General features: G+C 48.3%; 1 protein-coding gene. It reads left to right on the forward strand.

Annotated elements, in window-relative coordinates; translation table 11 throughout:
• Positions 1 to 400: 400 nt before the first annotated feature.
• A partial coding sequence (locus H7A81_RS27415; RefSeq protein WP_182059356.1) for an ABC transporter substrate-binding protein occupies positions 401 to 813 on the forward strand: 413 nt, incomplete at its 3' end.

Consider the following 813-nt stretch of genomic DNA (forward strand, 5'->3'; position numbering starts at 1 on the left):
CCAGCACGATACTGGTTAATTTGTTAACCATGCCAATCCCTCAACGTTTTTCATCAAATACCACCCAAAATAAACCTACATAAACTCAACAGAATTTTAACGTACGTTATCGAACAGTAAAAACCCGTTGCTGAGTGTGTCGTTAGCTCCACTTATGAATGTAGCCGGGCTAATGACTGATGAATCCCGCCGAGCTCAATGTGTGACTGAAATCACGTTTCACTTATCGTCGTGAGAATTAATCATTAGTGAGGATAAATCGCATTTTTTGATAACGGCAGTTGCGCAATCTTTCACCCTCCGTGGCTTTTGCGCTCATTGCATATCGTTGCGCGGATTTGTTACTACGCCTGCTGTAGCGGAAAACTTACGCTGTTTTCTTTTTTCTCAGGGAAACCTCATGAAACTCACGTTTATCGCCAGCGCATTGTTGGCCGCCACCTTCACCACTTATGCCGCCAATACCGAACTCGTGGTCGGCGACCAAAAGGGGAACGCCCGCGCCGTGATGTCAGCAGCCGGTGAACTCACCAATGTGCCTTATGAAATCAAATGGTACGAATTTCCTAACGCTGCACCGCTGCTGGAATCACTCAATTCTCAGCATCTGGATGCCGGATTAGTCGGTGATGGTCCGCTGGCTTTTGCCGTGGCGGCTGGGGCTAAAATCCGCGCTATTCAGGCCTCACAATATTTGGGTAACGGGCTGCTGGTTAAAAAGGATAGCGCCGTCCATACCATTGCCGACCTCAAAGGCAAAAAGGTGGCCACGGTGAAAGGTTCATCGGGTCAAAACATGGTGCTCAACGCGCT

The organism is Pantoea sp. ME81 (genome assembly GCF_903970985.1).
Taxonomy (GTDB): domain Bacteria; phylum Pseudomonadota; class Gammaproteobacteria; order Enterobacterales; family Enterobacteriaceae; genus Pantoea; species Pantoea communis.